Origin of the sequence: Caproiciproducens sp. NJN-50 (genome assembly GCF_004103755.1) — a bacterium.
Classification (GTDB): domain Bacteria; phylum Bacillota; class Clostridia; order Oscillospirales; family Acutalibacteraceae; genus Caproicibacter.
The window spans coordinates 2181699-2196640 of record NZ_CP035283.1 but is presented as its reverse complement, the minus strand read 5'-3'; the positions used below and the strand labels follow the sequence as shown (position 1 = coordinate 2196640).

At 55.7% G+C, this 14942-nt stretch carries 20 protein-coding genes and 1 riboswitch; all 20 genes read left to right on the top strand.

Annotation, left to right across the window (positions count from 1 at the left end):
• The first annotated feature begins 94 nt into the window (after positions 1 to 94).
• The 20 genes from EQM14_RS10555 to EQM14_RS10465 all read left to right on the top strand — a co-directional run bounded on the left by EQM14_RS10555 (position 95) and on the right by EQM14_RS10465 (position 14930).
• The gene (locus tag EQM14_RS10555; protein ID WP_243112494.1) at positions 95 to 343 is read left to right on the top strand and encodes a YabP/YqfC family sporulation protein; all 249 of its coding nucleotides are present in this window, start codon (positions 95 to 97) and stop codon (positions 341 to 343) included.
• A 9-nt stretch (positions 344 to 352) separates the two neighbouring features.
• Complete coding sequence (locus tag EQM14_RS10550; protein ID WP_128742958.1) at positions 353 to 1531, top strand: sporulation protein YqfD; 1179 nt, start codon at positions 353 to 355, stop codon at positions 1529 to 1531.
• Between the two features lie 102 nt (positions 1532 to 1633).
• Positions 1634 to 2593, top strand: coding sequence for a PhoH family protein (locus EQM14_RS10545; RefSeq protein WP_128742956.1), 960 nt, complete (start codon positions 1634 to 1636; stop codon positions 2591 to 2593).
• Positions 2594 to 2595: 2 nt separating this feature from the next.
• On the top strand, positions 2596 to 3105 hold the full coding sequence (gene ybeY, locus EQM14_RS10540; protein ID WP_128742954.1) for an rRNA maturation RNase YbeY: 510 nt from the start codon (positions 2596 to 2598) through the stop codon (positions 3103 to 3105).
• Between the two features lie 2 nt (positions 3106 to 3107).
• A complete protein-coding gene (locus EQM14_RS10535) occupies positions 3108 to 3593 on the top strand; it encodes a diacylglycerol kinase family protein (RefSeq protein ID WP_326974590.1) in 486 nt (161 codons plus the stop codon).
• A 12-nt stretch (positions 3594 to 3605) separates the two neighbouring features.
• Complete coding sequence (era, locus tag EQM14_RS10530) at positions 3606 to 4529, top strand: GTPase Era (protein WP_128742950.1); 924 nt, start codon at positions 3606 to 3608, stop codon at positions 4527 to 4529.
• 133 nt (positions 4530 to 4662) lie between these two features.
• The gene (locus EQM14_RS16365; RefSeq protein WP_164919040.1) at positions 4663 to 4827 is read left to right on the top strand and encodes a hypothetical protein; all 165 of its coding nucleotides are present in this window, start codon (positions 4663 to 4665) and stop codon (positions 4825 to 4827) included.
• Positions 4778 to 5542, top strand: a complete 765-nt coding sequence (recO, locus tag EQM14_RS10525; RefSeq protein ID WP_128742949.1) for a DNA repair protein RecO — start codon at positions 4778 to 4780, stop codon at positions 5540 to 5542. Before EQM14_RS16365 ends, recO begins: the two co-directional genes overlap by 50 nt.
• Before the next feature lie 4 nt (positions 5543 to 5546).
• The gene (locus EQM14_RS10520; RefSeq protein WP_164919039.1) at positions 5547 to 6074 is read left to right on the top strand and encodes a GNAT family N-acetyltransferase; all 528 of its coding nucleotides are present in this window, start codon (positions 5547 to 5549) and stop codon (positions 6072 to 6074) included.
• Between the two features lie 129 nt (positions 6075 to 6203).
• Positions 6204 to 8582 (top strand): endonuclease MutS2, encoded by a 2379-nt coding sequence (locus EQM14_RS10515; protein ID WP_128742945.1) that lies wholly within the window; start codon positions 6204 to 6206, stop codon positions 8580 to 8582.
• Between the two features lie 123 nt (positions 8583 to 8705).
• On the top strand, positions 8706 to 9365 hold the full coding sequence (locus EQM14_RS10510) for a hypothetical protein (RefSeq protein WP_128742943.1): 660 nt from the start codon (positions 8706 to 8708) through the stop codon (positions 9363 to 9365).
• Positions 9366 to 9449: 84 nt separating this feature from the next.
• Positions 9450 to 9812, top strand: coding sequence for a YlxM family DNA-binding protein (gene ylxM, locus EQM14_RS10505; protein ID WP_128742941.1), 363 nt, complete (start codon positions 9450 to 9452; stop codon positions 9810 to 9812).
• 11 nt (positions 9813 to 9823) lie between these two features.
• Entirely contained in the window at positions 9824 to 11152 is a 1329-nt protein-coding gene (gene ffh, locus EQM14_RS10500) for a signal recognition particle protein (protein WP_128742939.1), read from the top strand.
• A gap of 62 nt (positions 11153 to 11214) precedes the next feature.
• Complete coding sequence (gene rpsP, locus EQM14_RS10495; protein WP_066647822.1) at positions 11215 to 11457, top strand: 30S ribosomal protein S16; 243 nt, start codon at positions 11215 to 11217, stop codon at positions 11455 to 11457.
• Positions 11458 to 11477: 20 nt separating this feature from the next.
• Positions 11478 to 11711 (top strand): KH domain-containing protein, encoded by a 234-nt coding sequence (locus EQM14_RS10490; RefSeq protein WP_128742937.1) that lies wholly within the window; start codon positions 11478 to 11480, stop codon positions 11709 to 11711.
• Positions 11712 to 11726: 15 nt separating this feature from the next.
• Positions 11727 to 11823: riboswitch (THF riboswitch) on the top strand.
• Positions 11824 to 11880: 57 nt separating this feature from the next.
• Entirely contained in the window at positions 11881 to 12429 is a 549-nt protein-coding gene (locus EQM14_RS10485) for a folate family ECF transporter S component (protein ID WP_128742935.1), read from the top strand.
• Positions 12430 to 12450: 21 nt separating this feature from the next.
• Positions 12451 to 12966 (top strand): ribosome maturation factor RimM, encoded by a 516-nt coding sequence (gene rimM, locus EQM14_RS10480; protein WP_128742933.1) that lies wholly within the window; start codon positions 12451 to 12453, stop codon positions 12964 to 12966.
• On the top strand, positions 12956 to 13705 hold the full coding sequence (gene trmD, locus EQM14_RS10475) for a tRNA (guanosine(37)-N1)-methyltransferase TrmD (protein ID WP_128742931.1): 750 nt from the start codon (positions 12956 to 12958) through the stop codon (positions 13703 to 13705). Before rimM ends, trmD begins: the two co-directional genes overlap by 11 nt.
• Positions 13706 to 14016: 311 nt before the next feature.
• On the top strand, positions 14017 to 14280 hold the full coding sequence (locus EQM14_RS10470) for an HPr family phosphocarrier protein (protein ID WP_128742929.1): 264 nt from the start codon (positions 14017 to 14019) through the stop codon (positions 14278 to 14280).
• A 194-nt stretch (positions 14281 to 14474) separates the two neighbouring features.
• Positions 14475 to 14930 carry a GNAT family N-acetyltransferase gene (locus EQM14_RS10465; RefSeq protein ID WP_128742927.1) on the top strand — a complete coding sequence of 152 codons (456 nt, stop codon included), beginning with the start codon at positions 14475 to 14477 and terminating at the stop codon, positions 14928 to 14930.
• The last annotated feature ends 12 nt before the right edge of the window (positions 14931 to 14942 follow it).

Genomic DNA, 14942 nt, shown 5'->3' with positions numbered 1-14942 from the left:
CTCCCATCCCTTTATGTATATGTCCTCCCGCGGATATTTACCCCTGCTCCAGCATAGCATTAGGTGTAATCACGATGGGAGCGGGGGATTCATTTTGGCAAAAAAAATCAGTCTGCTGAATCGCGCCGGACTCAACATGCCGACCCATATGGAAATAAACGGGAATACGGAAGCGGTGGTGGACGGATGCAGCGGCGTCCTGGAGTACGATACGGATGTCGTCCGCATCCGTACGGGCAAGCTGGTGGTCCGCTTTACCGGAAGGGGCCTCGTCATCAAATGCCTCACCGCTGATTCGCTGGTGGTAACGGGCTATTTTACCGGAATCGAATTTCTGGTCTGAGGTGCTGAGATGTTATCGCTGAAAATCATCCGGTGGATTCTGGGCTATGTCCGTTTTTCGGTGATCGGGGGAAGCCCGGAGCGCTTTTTCAACTATTGCGCCAGATCCGGCGTCGTCCTTTGGAATATCACCTCGCGCAGAGCCAGCGGCGCCTGCGTCTCTTCCGGCATGTACCGGAACCTGCGCCCCTTTGCCCGCAAGGCCGGGTGCCGGCTTCGGGTCAAGGGGCGGCACGGCCTGCCGTTCCTCATTCGCAGAACGCGGACTCACCGCGGAATTCTATACGGTGCCGCCGCGTTTGCGGCGATCCTTATTCTTCTGTCGCTGCGCGTCTGGTGCATCGACGTGACGGGAAACACCACGCTTGATTCGCGCGCGATTCTTTCGGCGCTTTCCGAAAACGGGCTTTCCCCGGGGGTGAGGATCTCGGAGGTCGACACGAAAAAGGTGGAGCAAAAACTGATGCTGATGTTTCCGAAGATCCGGTGGATGACGATTAACACGCAGGGCTGCACCATGCAGGTCTGCATCAGGGAAAAGACGGAAAAGCCGGAGATTGTGAAACAAAACGGGGCCTGCAATATAGTGGCGTCGGCTACGGGCCAGGTCGTTGCGATACGTGTCTACGGGGGGACGGCGCAGGTGAAAAAGGGAGACGCCGTTGCGCAGGGGCAGCTTTTGGTCAGTGGCGTGGTCGAAGACGCCTCCGGGGGGACCACGCTTGTTCACGCGTCGGCGGAAATCGTCGCGGAGACTTCGCGCTCCTGCGAAATCCGGATTCCGCTCGCGCAGAATGTCCGCGAACCGACGGGAAACCGGGTCGTCCGCAAAAGCCTGCGGTTGTTCGGGGCGGTCTTTCCTCTGACGTTTGAAGGCAAGCCGAAAGGGGATTACGAGGTCGCGGGAACGCAGACCGATTTGAGGCTTTTTGGAACCCTTTTGCCGGTCAGCCTGTATGAGGAGGACTGGAGCGGCGTGCGCACCTTGCCCGTTGTGATTTCCCCCCGGCAGGCAATCGGGCAGGCGGAGGAAAAACTTTCCGGATACGAAAAAAATTTGCCGGACGGCACGAAGGTTTTAAGCGTTAACGCGTCGAACAGGACGGAAAATAATGTGCTGATTTATTCCGCTACTTTAAAATGCGAGGAAAATATTGCGGAAGAGTCGGAAATATTAATAAAATCATAGGTTATTTTTGTATATTTTATGGTGACGAAATCCTATAATTGTGCTATAATAATCTAAAATCTATCCGGCGAAAATTTGAGTGCCGGGGTTTTAGGTGATAGGATGTTTGAACAGAGAATCAATATAGACCGCATGGAGCAGGCGGTCGCGCTTTTCGGCAGTTTTGACGAAAATATCCGGATCATTGAACAGGAGTATGGAGTTTCGATCGTCTACCGGGGGAGCGAGCTGAAGGTCTCCGGGGAGCCGGACGGCGTGGGAAAGGCGGTCCGCGCGATCGAGAGCCTTCTGACTTTGATCAACCGGGGGGAGGCGTTGAGCGAGCAGAACGTCCGCTATTGCATCTCCCTTGTAAACGAAGGAAGCGAAAGCAAGATTGAGGCCCTTGCCGGGGACTGCATCTGCATCACCTCCAAGGGCAAACCGGTCAAAGCCAAGACGCTGGGCCAGAAGCGTTATTGCCAGGCGATTCAGAGCCACACGATCACGATCGGCGTCGGCCCGGCGGGAACCGGGAAGACCTATCTGGCCGTGGCGCTCGCCGTCACGGCGTTCAGGGCGCAGGAGGCCAATCGGATCATCCTGACCCGTCCGGCCGTGGAGGCCGGGGAAAAGCTGGGCTTTCTGCCCGGGGACCTGCAGCAGAAGGTGGACCCGTATCTGCGCCCTCTCTACGACGCGCTGTTCGATATGCTGGGAGCGGAGACCTACCAGAAATATGTGGAACGCGGCAACATCGAGGTGGCGCCTCTTGCCTATATGCGGGGGAGGACGCTGGACGACAGCTTCATCATTCTGGACGAAGCGCAGAATACGACGCCGGAACAGATGAAAATGTTTCTGACAAGACTTGGATTTAATTCCAAGATGGTCATCACCGGCGATATCACTCAGATTGATCTGCCGGACGGAAGAAGATCCGGCCTTCGCGACGTCCTTCATATTTTAAAGGGCATCGACGATATCGCGCAGGTCCGGTTTTCAGAAAAGGATGTCGTCCGGCATCGTTTGGTGCAGGACATTATCAAAGCATATGAGAAAAATGAAGAAGCGGGGCGATAAGAGTGGAAAAAATCAGGGTTATTATTGACAATAAGCAAAAGGCGGTAAAAATACCGACCGGGCTGCGCATGTTGGTGCGGCGCTGCTGCAACGCCGTGCTGAAGCTGGAAAAGTTCGAGGGACCGGCGGAGATCAGCGTGATCTTTGTTGACAACGGTCAGATTCAGAAGCTGAATGCCCAGTATCGGAAAAAGGACATCCCAACGGACGTACTATCCTTTCCCATGGGAGAAAACGGGGTTTACGATGTCAACCACACCACAGGCGCCAAGATCCTTGGGGACATCGTCATTTCCATGGAGAAAGCGGTGGAGCAGGCCGAGCGTTACGGCCATTCGCTGGAGCGGGAGGTCGGGTATCTGACGGCTCATTCCATGCTCCATCTTTTGGGATACGACCATGAGGAAGGCGGCATTGCGCGCGTGCGCATGCGGGAAAAAGAAGAGGAAGTCATGGTTCAGCTCGGACTGCCAAGTACAAGCAGTTACGTTCTGGATGAGGATGAGGAATAGGATTGCGCTTTTTAAAGAGCTTTCGGTATGCGTTCCGAGGGATTATCTACTGCATTAATACAGAACGAAATATGCGGATACACACGGCAACAGCGCTGTATGTGTTTGTATTTTCGTTTTTTTTTCACCTGACACGGGCCGAATACGCAGTGCTTTTTCTGACTTTTGCCCAGGTGATTGCGGCGGAACTGTTCAATACGGTGGCGGAAGAGCTTTCCGATTTCAACGCGGCGAGCTTTAATCCGGTTGTGCGCATTGTCAAAGACATGGCGTCCGGCGCGGTTTTGATCAATGCCGTTTTCGCGGTCGCGGTCGGTCTCTGCCTGTTCTGGAGACCCGCCGTTTTCTGCGGGATTCTGCGGTATTTTCTGGCTGATCCGCTCCTTCTTGCGCTGCTGCTGGCCGCCACGGCGGCGGCTGTCTTTTATATTGCGCTGGGGCCGCTCGGAATCCGGGACCATTTAAGAAAAAGGAAAAATGGGAAATAGGGAGAGATTGTTTTGTCAGACCAGGAGAAGAATAAATCTGCGTTTATCGCCATCGTCGGGCGCCCGAATGTCGGAAAATCCTCGCTTTTGAATTCCATGCTCGGGCAGAAAGTGTCGATCGTTTCGCGTAAGCCGCAGACGACCCGCACGCGCATCATGGGCGTGCTGACCGAAGGGGAGACACAGCTTGTTTTTATCGATACGCCCGGGCTGCTTCAGCCGCGCAACCGTCTGGGAGAATACATGGTGCGTTCCGTCGTGGAGTCCGTTTCCGGCGTGGATACCTGCCTTCTGGTGATCGAGGCGGGGAAAAAGATTTCCCGGTCCGCGCAGGAGCTAATCGACCGGTTCCGGTCGCAGAACATGCCGGCGGTGCTGGCCATCAATAAGATTGACCTGCTGCGGGACAAGAGCGGTTTGATGGAACAGATTGCGAGTGTGAGCAGGCTTTACGATTTTGAGGCGGTCGTTCCCGTTTCCGCCAGGACTGGCAGCGGAATCGAGGAACTGAAACAGGAGCTTTCCAATCTTGCGGAACCCGGAGGGCATTTTTTTGACGACGACACGCTGACCGATCAGCCGGAGCGCGTCATCGCCTCCGAAATCGTCAGGGAAAAACTGCTGCGCCTTTTGAGCGCCGAGATCCCGCACGGCATCGGCGTCGTGGTCGAGCACATGTCGGAACGGGCCTCCGGCGGCGATATAACGGATATTTTCGCGACCATCTACTGTGAAAGGGAGGCTCATAAAGCGATTATTATCGGGAAAAGCGGCGCTATGCTCAAGCAGGTAGGGACTCTTGCGCGAAGGGACATGGAACAGTTTTTCGGATGCAGGGTCAATCTGAAGCTGTGGGTCAAAGTCAAGGAAAACTGGCGCAATCAGCAGTCGGCGCTCAGGGTCATGGGGTACGACGCTTCTGGATTCGACGCATGACGGCAACTTTCGGCCAAGCATATTTTCTGTGAAAATTGTGTCATTTTATGGGATAAATTCATTTATTTACCGCTCATAGATGCCTGTGAAAGGCAAATACTTTAAACAGTATCTTATAAAAGGAGCGGTAATCTTGGATAAGAATACGGCATGGGACAGTTTCAAACATACGGGAAGTGTCAAGGACTATTTGATCTACAGCCAGTTGCGGCAGGTGGACCGGGAGAGCCAGATGAAGGAGGACCGGGATGAGAACGGATGCCGAGGGATTGGTTATCACGGAGAAATGCGTGGGTGACAGTGACCGGCTGATTACCATTCTGACAAAGCGAAAAGGAATTCTGCGAGCTTTTGTTCAGCGGCCCGGGCGGGCCAAAGACGGCAGGCTTTCCGCCACGCGGCTGTTCAGTTATTCCCGCTTCACCATCTTTGAGGGGCGGGACAAATACATAATTGATGACGCCCGGCCGATCGAGGTTTTTTTTGACCTCCGCAAGGATATCGGGCGCCTTTCGCTTGCGCAGTATTTCTGCGAGCTTTCGATCGCCCTGGCCCCGCAGGACGCGCCGGCGGAGGAGTATCTAAGCCTGGTTCTCAACGCGCTTTATCTGCTGGGCCGGGGAGACCGGCCGAACGGCATTGTCAAAGCGGTCGTGGAAATGCGCATGCTCGCTTTGTCCGGCTATCAGCCGGATCTTGTCGGATGTGCGGAGTGCGGAAAATTCGGGTCCGACCCGATGTGGTTTCTGCCGGTTTCCGGCCGGATTGTCTGTAATGAATGCGGCTGCCCGCAGGGCGAGCCGTCGATCCGGCTGGGACGCGGAGCCATGGCCGGGCTGCGCCATACGATTTACGCCGAGCCGGGCAAGGCGTTTTCCTTTTCCCTGTCGCGGCAGGGGACGGAAGAGCTGGCGCGGGCGGCGGAAGCCTATGTGCTCAGCACGCTGGGGCGCGGATTTGCCACTTTGGATTTTTACCATGCAACGGCGGGAGAAACAGGGTGGAAAGGATAAAAACATGGAACATTCCGAGAAGTTGAGCATTCGGACGGCGGACCGATCGGATCTTAAGGATATTCTCGCGCTTTACGCCGGGGCAATCCAGAAAATGCGCGATGAGGGGATCGACCAGTGGGATGAGATTTATCCCGACGGAAAAATGCTGTCTGCGGATGTTGAAAATCGAGACATGCTGCTGCTTGTGGAAGACGGAAAGCCGGTTTCCGCCGTTGCGGTAAACGCGGAGCAATCGCCGGAATATGAGTCGGTTGGCTGGCGGATTTGCAGAGCGGGTCCGCCCGGCGTGATCCACCGCCTTTGCGTGAGCGCGGGAGCGCAGGGCGGGGGAATGGGCTCGCGGACTCTGAAAGCCGCCGAACGGTTTGCCCTCTCGCGCGGATATCGCTGTATACGGCTGGATGCTTTCGTGAAAAATCCGCAGGCGATCCGGTTATATGAGTCCGCCGGATACCAAAGGGCCGGAACCGTAACGTTCCGCAAGGGAGCTTTTATCTGTTATGAAAAACTTTTGGAAGGCTTGAAATGAACCTGGAAAGGGTGGCGGGCGATTTTACGGATTACATATTAATGAAGAGGGAAAGATTACGTTGCGCCGCCGCTCTTCAGGAAAGCGGCTGCCGGTTCGACGGATGACAAATTGGGAAGGAAAGAACACATGCCTGAAACAGGATTGCAAAAACACGCGCGGGCTCTGGAGCTCGACAAAATATTGAAATTGCTGGCGTCCCGCACAGCTTGCGGCGACGCCGCGCAGATTGCGGAAAATCTATCGCCGTCGACATCTCCCGAAGAAGTCGGAAGGCTTCTTCGGGAGACCGATGATGCCTATGTGATGATGGCCCGTTTCGGTGCGCCGCCGTTCGGCGGCCTTACGAACGTGACCAATTCCCTGCGCCGGGCGCAGGCCGGCGGGATGCTGACCATGGCGGAGCTGCTGAGAGTTTCCGGCCTGCTGCGCACGCTGCGGGCCGTTGCGGACTGGCGGCGCAAAAGCGAGGGGGTCAGAAGCTGCCTGGACGACCGTTTCTCCATGCTGATGCCGAACCAGTATCTGGAGGCCCGCATCAACGGCGCGATCCTCTCGGAGGAGGAGATGGCGGACGGCGCTTCGCAGGCTCTGCAGGCGATCCGGCGGAAGATCCGCACCGCGTCTTCCAAGGCGCGTGAGGTTCTCGACAAGATGACGCGGTCCGCGTCCTACCAGAAATATCTGCAGGACCCGATCGTCACCATCCGCGGGGGACGGTTCGTCGTCCCCGTGCGGGCGGAGTACAAAAACGAGGTGCCGGGATTGGTGCACGATACGTCCGCCAGCGGTTCCACCCTGTTTGTGGAACCGCTGAGCGCCGTGGAGATGAACAACCAGGTTCGGGTGCTCCAATCGGAGGAACAGAAGGAGATCGAACGCATTCTGTTGGAACTGTCCGGAGAGACCGGAAATTTCGCGGACACCATCGTCCGCGGTTATCAAACGGCGGTGGAGCTCAATGTGATTTTCGCAAAGGCGGATCTCGCCTACCGGATGAAAGCGACGCCCCCGAAGATCAACGACAGCGGCCGGATCGTGCTGAAAAGGGCGCGCCATCCGCTGATCGACCCCGCGGCCGTCGTTCCGACGGACATTGAGCTTGGCGCGGGATTCGACACCCTTGTGATCACGGGGCCGAACACGGGCGGCAAAACCGTGTCCCTGAAAACGGTCGGGCTCCTGACCCTGATGGCCATGTGCGGGCTGATGATTCCTGCGGCGGAAAACAGCGAGCTGTCTGTGTTCAGGCAGGTGCTTGCGGACATCGGCGACGAACAGAGCATCGAACAGTCGCTCTCGACCTTTTCCGCCCATATGACCAATATCATACAGATTATGAAGCAGGCCGGGCCGGACAGCCTGATCCTTCTCGACGAGCTCGGCGCGGGAACGGACCCCGTGGAAGGGGCGGCGCTTGCGGAGGCGATCCTCGAATCCCTGCGCGCGAAGGGGGCGAAAATCGCGGCCACCACGCACTACGCGGAGCTGAAAGCCTACGCTCTCCAGACGCCCGGGGTCGAAAACGCCTCCTGCGAATTCGACGTCGAGACCCTGCGGCCGACCTACCGGCTGCTGACCGGCGTACCGGGACGCTCCAACGCGTTTGCCATTTCTCTCCGGCTCGGAATGGACGGCTCGGTTGTGGAGAGGGCGAAAGACCTCGTTTCACAGGAAAACACAAGATTCGAGGATGTGGTGCAGGACCTGGAATCGAGCCGTCAGAAACTGGACGCCGAGCGGGAAGAGGCGCGGCTGGCCCGGACACGGGCCGAGGAAATGCGCCGCGAGGCGGAGGAAAAGCTGGAGCGCGTCCAAAGGGAAGCGGACGGGGAACTGGAAAAAGCGAGAGAAAAGGCCGCTCAACTGGTCGCGCGGACCAGGGCGCAGGCCGATTCCCTGATCGGCGAGCTGGAAGAAATAAAAAAGCAGAAGAATAAAATGCTGACCGCCGAGCAGAAGGCGAGGCTGAAGGCCGGCATGCGAGTTCTGGAAAGCGGAGCGGACCCGGTGCGGGAAAAGGAGAGCGGAGACTATGCTCTTCCGCGCCCGCTGAAAGCCGGGGACTCCGTCCTGATTTTCGACATCGACAAAAAAGGCACGGTGATCCGCCCGCCCGAAGGAGAATCGGGAGAGGCGCTGATTCAGGCCGGGATCCTTCAGACGCGGGTCCCGGTATCCAACCTCCGGCTGTTGGAGGAGAAAGCGCACCGTGCCCCGATCCGGGGAATTACCCGGAATGTGACGTCCCGGGCGACCGCGAAAGTGACGACGGAATGCGATCTGCGCGGCCAGGCGGCGGACGAGGCGGTGCTGAATCTGGACCGCTTCCTCGACTCCGCGCTGCTCAGCGGCGTCGATCAGCTGACGGTGATTCACGGAAAAGGAACGGGGACGCTGAGAGCGGCGGTGCAGCAGCATCTGAAAAACCATCCGAGCGTGAAAAGCTTCCGGCTCGGCACGTTCGGCGAGGGAGAGTCCGGCGTGACGATTGTGGAATTGAAATAAGATGGCGGCAAAGGGGAAAGCTATGTCCCGGGCCGTGTTCGCGGTTGGTTTCGCCGAAAACCATTGCCGCCGCCGGCATGTTGGTCCTGCTGTTCTGAATCCGAATTGAAGGAGAAAAATAAAATGTATCCAAAGCATATGCAGGGTAAAAATTCCGGGACGCGTCTCCTGACAGCGGTCCTTTCGGTCCTTGTCGTGTTTCTCGCGGCTCTGTGCGTCCTGAGCTGGATGCTGTTCAGCGACCCGAATGCCGGAAAGTCCATGCCGCAGCCGTCGGATTCCGCGGTTTCCAAGGTGGTTGCGGCTTCTGTTTCCGGCAAAGAAGTCAGCCTGACGCCGGAGGAAGTCGCCGGCTGGCTGAATTCCCTGATCCAAAAAAATGCGGATGTGAAATCCAGATCCGGGCTTTCGGCACTTTCCGTCACGGCAAAGGAGGACGGCACTGCGGATGTCTATGCCCCTGTTGCTTACAGGGGAAAAACGTTCGGCGTTGTGATGAACCTCACACCCTCTTTCGACAGCGCGGCGGACCAGATGAAATTTGACGTCAATTCGGTCCATGTCGGCCGTCTTCCGGTTCCGGTGGGAATGGCCATGAACCTGATGGAAAGCAGGCTGCCGTCCGTGCTCTCCCGGCAGGGAAACACTCTGCTCTGCGATACGTCTTCTCTGTTCCGGGCCGATTATGCCGGCGCGGCCGTACAACTCAGAATGACGGAGTTAAAATTGCAGGATCGGCTTTTTCTTTTAAAATTCCAGTTGAAGTTGGGGCTGAACGGGTGAAATTCCCCTTGACAGCCCTTCGTTTTTATAGTATAATCCCTTACTGTAAAGAAAATGACTTTACACCGCAACGGAGGCGGTCGGATGGCGAAGGATTTGAAAATTTCGCTTCTGCTTGACTTTTACGGCTCGATGCTGACGGAAAAGCAGAGGCGAATCGTCGAGTATTATTACGATGACGATCTGTCCCTTTCCGAAATTGCGGAAAATGAGGGGATCACCCGGCAGGGCGTGCGTGATTTTGTCAAGCGCGCCGAAGAACAGCTTCTGGAAATGGAGCAAAAGCTCGGCCTTGCCCGCAGGTTCCGCGAAATGATGGACGGTTTTCAGAGAATCGAAGAGGCGGCGAACCGTATCCGGGATTACAATGAACATTACATTTACGCGCGGGAGATTGATGAAAGCGCAAAGCAGATTCTTGAAATTACCCGCCGGCTCTGCGAATAGGAGGAACTGTCTTGGCGTTTGAAAATCTCTCGGAAAAGCTTTCGGCGGCGTTCAAACGCCTGCGTTCCAAGGGCAAACTCAGCGAGTCCGACGTGAAGGAAGCCATGCGGGAAGTCCGCCTGGCCCTTCTGGAGGCGGATGTCAGCTACAAAGTGGCGAAGGACTTTGTCGCGAAGGTGAGCGAGCGTGCCGTCGGAAACGAGGTCATGGAAAGCCTGACGCCGGCCCAGATGGTCATCAAAATCGTCAACGAAGAACTGACGGCTTTGATGGGAGGCGGGGAGGCCCGCCTCAACAGCCCGTCTTCTCCGCCGGCGGTGGTATTGTTCTGCGGCCTTCAGGGTTCCGGCAAGACGACCCATGCCGCGAAGCTGGCGCTGATGCTGAAAAATCAGGGCCACCGCCCTCTGCTGGTTGCGTGCGACGTGTACCGGCCCGCCGCGATCCAGCAGCTGCAGGTCCTCGGCGGCCAGGCGGAAGTCCCCGTCTTTGAGCAGGGTGCCGGCGATCCGGTGAAAATCAGCCGGGAGGCCGTCAAACATGCGAGGGATTACGGCAACGATTTTGTGCTGATCGATACCGCCGGCCGCCTGCAGATCGACGAGGCGCTGATGGACGAGCTGCGCCGGATCAAGGAAGCCGTGTCTCCCACCGATATCCTGCTGGTCGTGGATGCCATGACCGGACAGGAAGCGGTCAATGTGGCGAAGTCGTTCCATGAGCTGCTCGATATCACGGGCGTCGTCCTCACCAAGCTGGACGGCGACGCGAGAGGCGGCGCCGCGCTGTCGGTCCGGGCCGTGACCGGCCGGCCGATCAAATTCGCCGGGACGGGTGAAAAACTTTCCGATTTGGAAGTTTTTCACCCCGACCGCATGGCATCCCGCATCCTTGGGATGGGAGACGTTCTCACGCTGATCGAAGACGCCCAAAAGAATCTCGATCAGAAGGCCGCGCAAAAGGCGGCCGAAAAGATGATGCAGAACCGGATGGATCTGAATGATCTGCTCGACCAGATCCGCCAGATGAAGAAGATGGGTCCGATCCAGGACGTCATCAGCAAGATGCCGGGCCTGGGCCAGCAAATCAAGGACGTGCAGATCGACGACCGCCAGATTGACCGTACGGAGGCGATTTTGCTGTCCATGACGCCGCAGGAGCGGGAAAAGCCCGAACTGATGAATCCGTCGCGCAAAAGGCGCATCGCTGCGGGGAGCGGCATGAAGGTGGAAGACGTCAACCGGCTTTTAAAACAGTTTGAGCAGACGCGGAAGCTGATGAAACAATTCAAAAAGAAGGGCGCGCGCCGGCGCTTTGCCGGCATGGGACTGCCGTTTTAAGTGGAATTCATCCGGCTTTCGGGCCGGTGAAGATACATGCAAGGTTCGTGGAGGTGAAACAAATGTCAGTGAAAATCAGACTTCGCAGAATGGGCGCCAAAAAGGCTCCGTTCTACCGCATCGTGGTGGCGGATTCCCGCTTCCCGCGCGACGGCCGTTTTATCGAGGAAATCGGGTATTACAATCCGCTGGAAGAGCCGTCCGTCGTGAAGGTTGACGCCGAGAAGGCCAAGGCCTGGATCGCCAACGGCGCACAGCCCACCGACACCGTTAAGGTTCTGTTTAAAAAGCACGGCGTGCTTTAAGAAACGGAGGAGTGGCTGCCATGAAGGAACTGCTGTTATCCATTGCCCAGGGCCTTGTTGAGGCCCCGGAACTTGTCAGCGTGGATGCTGACGAACCATCCGAGGACGGAACGGTCGTGTATCATCTCCATGTCGCGGAAAACGACATGGGCCGGGTGATTGGCAGGCAGGGCCGGATCGCGAAGGCAATCCGCGTCGTAATGAGGGCCGCCGCTACCCGGGACGGCAGCAAGGTGGCCGTCGAAATCGACTGATCCAGATTTTTAAAATGCAGAGTAGGATTTTGCGCGTTAAGTGCCGACCGGACAGGGAGTTGCCGGACGGACGAAAAGGAAACTTGCGATGCAGAGTCCGCATCCCGCTGCTACATAGTTTGGGGGAAACCTCCTTTATGTAGCGTGAATACAAAAGGAGGTCTTTTCTTTGAAGAATTTTTTTAACTCCGCCAAACTGACTCAAAAACACACGGGTGTCCTGCTGCTTGCCGGGTGCGGCATGCTTCTTGCGCTTGAAGTGGTCCTCGGTATGTTTACCCTCAATGTATCGCCGATTTTGAAGATCGGTTTTTCCTTCCTTCCCGTGGCGGCGGCAGGCATGCTGTTCGGCCCAGTGGCGGGCGGGGCGGTCGGCGCGCTGGGAGATATCGTGTCCTATTTTATCAGCCCGACGGGACCGTATTTTCCGGGGTTTACTATCAATGGATTTGTTTCAGGTTTTTTATATGGCATATTCCTTTATCAAAAGCATGTCACGCTTTTGAAAGCATTTCTGGCTAAAACAGCCGTCACGATTGCGACCAGTCTTCTTTTGACTCCGCTTTGGCTTTCTATCTTGTACTCAAAAGCTTTTTTTGCCGTTTTGTCCGCCCGCATTGTGACAAATCTGATCCTTTTGCCCATCGATATCCTGTTGCTGTACGGATTGATGAAGGCAATGGAAAAAGAGGCGCTGTTCCATATCAGAAAAACATAAATTTTTATTTTGGGAGGAGTTATGCAAAAGAAATTTCTGGAGGCCGGAAAAATCGTGGGCACGCACGGCGTGAAGGGAGAACTCCGCGTTCAGCCATGGTGCGATTCCGCCGAATTTCTGATGCGATTTTCCAACCTGTATCTGGACAAAGGGGAAATTCCGGTCAGGGTGATTTCCTCGCGCGTGCACAAACAGCTCCTTCTCATGGTGCTGGAAGGGGTGGACTCCGTCGAAAAAGCGGATACGTACCGGAACAGGGTCCTGTACCTGGACCGGAATGACGTATCGCTCCCCGATGGCCGCTATTTCATGCAGGACCTGATCGGGCTGGATGTCTACGATGCCGACACATTTCTGTATTACGGCGCGCTGACCTGCGTGATGCGCACGGGTGCCAACGACGTCTACCAGATTACCGCTCAGGACCATAGAAATTATCTGATCCCGGCGGTTCCGGAGTTCATTCGGGAAATTGATCTGGGGAAGGGAAAAATGATGATCCGGCCAATCAAGGGGATTTTTGACGATGAGGATTGATCTGCTGACGCTGTTCCCTGAAATGTGCGAAACCGTCATGGCGGAGAGCATCATAGGGAGGGCGCGCAAAAAGGGCGCGGTGCAGGTTTGCTGCCACCAGATCCGGGATTATGCGCTGGACAAGCACAGCACGGTCGATGATTCCCCGTTCGGCGGCGGGATGGGAATGCTGCTGAAAGCGGAGCCGATCGCCCTGTGCATGGACGACCTGATCGCGCATCTGGGCAAAAAACCGCACACCGTCTATCTTTCTCCTCAAGGGAAAACCCTGACGCAAAACCGGGTCCGCGAGCTTTCGGAACTGGATGGACTGGTGCTGCTCTGCGGGCACTACGAAGGGGTGGACGAGCGTGTGCTGGAGGCCTATGCCGATGAGGAGATCTCCGCCGGGGACTACGTTGTGACCGGAGGGGAACTGCCCGCCCTTTTGCTGGCCGATGCCGTTTGCCGCATGGTTCCGGGTGTCTTGTCGGACGTCGAATGCTACACGGAAGAGAGTCATTTCCATTCTCTTTTGGAGTATCCGCAGTACACCCGTCCGGCGGACTGGCGGGGCCGCCGGGTCCCGGAGGTCCTGCTCAGCGGGGACCACGAGAGGGTCCGCCGTTGGCGGCGCGAACAATCGCTTGCAAGAACGGCGGTCAGACGTCCGGAGCTTCTTTCTTCCGCGGATCTGACGGGGGAGGATCGGGAATTTTTGCAGTCCGTCTCCGGATCTGGCGCCGGAGAAACATTGTAAATTCTTCTGCATAAAATATGAGAGCATATTCGCGCGAACGTTTTGTGTCCGTGTTGTGGTGGAATTTCCGGCATCCGCCGTTACTTTTGAACATGCTCGGATGCGGAAATCGGCAGACAGAACAAAAACTTTCAACAATTACGTTATATTGCACAAAGGAGTTCCAGCCCGGCACGCTGCAATGGGCAATCAATCCAAAGTTTTTCAATTGCGTTGACGGCTCGTCCAAACGTGATATAATAAGGATAACTATTGGAAGTGTTCTGCTGTCCGGAGTGCATTCGGATATTTTGTGTAGGAGTGGATTTAGAATGTATGTAAAAGAAGTTCTGGTTCAGAACCAGGTGGGTCTGCACGCCCGTCCGGCCACTTTTTTCATTCAAAAGGCAAATGAGTATAAGTCTTCCATTTGGGTGGAGAAAGAGGAGAGGCGCGTTAACGCGAAAAGCCTGCTGGGGGTCCTTTCTCTCGGAATCGTCGGCGGAACAAACATCAGGATTATTGCGGACGGGGCGGATGAGCAGGAAGCTGTGGACGGTTTGGTTCAGCTGGTGCAGTCCGGTTTTTCTGAATAAGCAGTTGCAACGTCATGGCGCCGCTGGAGTGCGGTGCCTTTTTTGTATGCAGAGCCTTATTCTGCCGACCGGATCGGTTTGGCGAAAGTTGGGCCTTTTCCAGTCCTAATGCCGACTTGTATGGGAAAATACGTAAGAAAAACTGTTAAACCGTACCTGTTTTGCTGCTTGATAACGTCAAAGGGAGAGGAACAATGGAATTTAAATATGCGGATGGGAGAAATAAAGATTTCATTCTGTTATGTGAAATGCTGGACGATTATCTAAATGAAATTGTCGGGGGAGAAAAACAGCGCAACCAGTATGCACAATATAACACATTAGAAAAGATTCATGACGTTGTACTGGTTTATGATGGTGTGTTACCCATAGCTTGTGCGGGCCTTAAGTATTATAAAGCGGGCGTTGCCGAGGTAAAGCGTGTTTTCCTCCGCGAAGAGTACCGAGGCAAAGGCATATCCATACTGTTACTATCTGCTCTTGAGAAAAAAGCAAAGGAAAAGGGATATCATAGCCTTATTTTGGAAACTGGAAAACCGCTGAAGGCTGCGATGGGGCTGTATCAAAAAACAGGATTTGAAATGATTGACAACTACGGGCCATACAAAAATATGGCCGATTCAGTCTGTATGCAAAAAACCATTCTGTAATTCATGTGCGTA

Coding starts and splice junctions, on each gene's coding strand:
- recO (WP_128742949.1), top strand. CDS start 4,778: ATGAGAACGGATGCCGAGGGATTGGTTATCACGGAGAAATGCGTGGGT.
- EQM14_RS10510 (WP_128742943.1), top strand. CDS start 8,706: ATGTATCCAAAGCATATGCAGGGTAAAAATTCCGGGACGCGTCTCCTG.
- rimM (WP_128742933.1), top strand. CDS start 12,451: ATGCAAAAGAAATTTCTGGAGGCCGGAAAAATCGTGGGCACGCACGGC.
- EQM14_RS10465 (WP_128742927.1), top strand. CDS start 14,475: ATGGAATTTAAATATGCGGATGGGAGAAATAAAGATTTCATTCTGTTA.
- EQM14_RS10520 (WP_164919039.1), top strand. CDS start 5,547: ATGGAACATTCCGAGAAGTTGAGCATTCGGACGGCGGACCGATCGGAT.
- EQM14_RS10490 (WP_128742937.1), top strand. CDS start 11,478: ATGAAGGAACTGCTGTTATCCATTGCCCAGGGCCTTGTTGAGGCCCCG.
- EQM14_RS10515 (WP_128742945.1), top strand. CDS start 6,204: ATGCCTGAAACAGGATTGCAAAAACACGCGCGGGCTCTGGAGCTCGAC.
- trmD (WP_128742931.1), top strand. CDS start 12,956: ATGAGGATTGATCTGCTGACGCTGTTCCCTGAAATGTGCGAAACCGTC.
- EQM14_RS10470 (WP_128742929.1), top strand. CDS start 14,017: ATGTATGTAAAAGAAGTTCTGGTTCAGAACCAGGTGGGTCTGCACGCC.
- EQM14_RS10550 (WP_128742958.1), top strand. CDS start 353: ATGTTATCGCTGAAAATCATCCGGTGGATTCTGGGCTATGTCCGTTTT.
- EQM14_RS10545 (WP_128742956.1), top strand. CDS start 1,634: ATGTTTGAACAGAGAATCAATATAGACCGCATGGAGCAGGCGGTCGCG.
- ylxM (WP_128742941.1), top strand. CDS start 9,450: ATGGCGAAGGATTTGAAAATTTCGCTTCTGCTTGACTTTTACGGCTCG.
- rpsP (WP_066647822.1), top strand. CDS start 11,215: ATGTCAGTGAAAATCAGACTTCGCAGAATGGGCGCCAAAAAGGCTCCG.